We start from the raw sequence: 1,663 nt of genomic DNA on the forward strand, positions 1-1,663 counted from the left end.
AGCCTCGGTCTTTCATTTGAGTACGGTTTCATAGTCACTTCTCGATAAGCGCGATCCGCGTGATTGCCGCTGTTCTGCGGCATGCTGAGGGCCCGGCGCGGGGCCGGGCTCCTCCGTGTTGCTGGTCGTGGTGTGGAGTCCGGGGTCAGCCGGTGGGTCGGGGTAGTGTGGCGAGTGTGCTGAATGCGCTGGTCAGGGCGTCGGTCCAGGGCCAGTTGGCGGCGATGGCCAGGCGGGTTCGCCGGGCCGTGCGGGTGATCCGGCCCGGGACGTGCAGCAGCCGGTAGCGCAGCTTCTTCGGCTCGGCGGTGGCCAACTCGCCGTTCAGGAGCAGAATCTGGGTCCAGGCGAGCAGGTCGATGCCGGTCAGGGCGAGTTGGAGCCAGGCCTGATTGATGGCGAAGTGCCGGGACGGGAACCGGCCGAAGCCGGTGTTCTTGCCGCAGCGGATGCGGTCCTCGACGCGGGCATGTGCGCGGTGGCGGGCCTCCAAGAACTGGACGCTGCCGCCGCCGGGTGGGGTGTCGGTGGCGACGACTTGATGCCGCCAGCCTTGAATGGTGTCGAACAGCGACAGTTGGGCGCCGGGGTGCGGGCGTTCCCGGCGGACCAGGAACCGGGTGCCCTCCGGCCAGCCGGTCGGGTCGAACAGGCCGGTGATCTCGCAGACCTCGGCATGATCGCGCAGGTCACCGCCGGTGTCCACGGCGGGAACCCAGCCGGTCGCGGCCCGGATCGCCTCGCGTACGGGTTCGGTGATCGCGGCACCGACGGAGAACCGGATGTCCAGGTGCTGGTCGCGCAAGGATCGGATGTGGGCGAGGAACCCCTGGCTGGAACCGGCCGAATCGGCGCGGAGCAGGATCGGGGTGCCATACCGATGCTGGTCGGGGATCTGGGCGAGGGCTTGGTCGAGCACGGTGATGTGATCGGCGGTGGTGTTCGAGCCGGCCCGGCCTTCGCGCAGCAGCCCGGCAAGGGCTTCGCCGGTATTGTCCAGGAAGCACAGCAGTGGGTGGAAACCGAAGGTCTTCTTCCAGGTGCGGGTCGCTGATTCCTTCTCGGAGTGGCAGAGCACGATCGTCGCGTCGATGTCCAGGATCAGCCCGTCGACCGGCAGGCCGGCCGCGAAGGCCTGCGGCAGGTCACCGCGGGTGTCGGCATACTGGGCCCAGGCGACCTCGCGGGCGTGGGCCCGGGCGGACCGCAGCACGACGAGTGTCGCTTCGTCCAGTTGCGACAGCAGCCGCCAGGCGGTCGGGTCGGAGGCGACCGGCCCGAACAGGCCGGCCTGGTTACGCAGCACCGCCAGGTCGGCGATGGCCTCGCCGCCGTCGGCCAGCATCACCGCCAGATCGACGGCGATCCGGCCCGGGTCGTGTCCGCCCTGCCGTTGCCGCAGCCCAGCCAGGGCCTGACTGAATGCGCTGGTCAACCTGGTCGCATCAGCGAGGTCGGCGAGCAGCCGGGCACCGGCGTGACCGACCACGCCCCGCCCACCCCCGGTCACCGTGATCTTCGGACGTGTTGCGGTAGCCTTCACCCAGCAAGTGCCTTCCGTGACGGGTTAACAGGACTCTCGACAAGCCCTATTTTCCCTGATCAGAAGGCACTTCTTCGTTTTCAGTCCACTCCTTGGACAGCCCTCAACGAAGGGCCGAGG

Annotated in this window: 1 protein-coding gene; it reads right to left on the bottom strand. The window is 68.7% G+C overall.

The annotated features are described in order from the left end of the window. Positions 1-145 precede the first annotated feature (145 nt). A complete protein-coding gene (locus ACZ6O2_RS36500; RefSeq protein ID WP_466026217.1) occupies positions 146-1,543 on the bottom strand; it encodes an IS1380 family transposase in 1,398 nt (465 codons plus the stop codon). Positions 1,544-1,663 lie beyond the last annotated feature (120 nt).

It is taken from the genome of Micromonospora sp. NPDC048040, assembly GCF_055587185.1.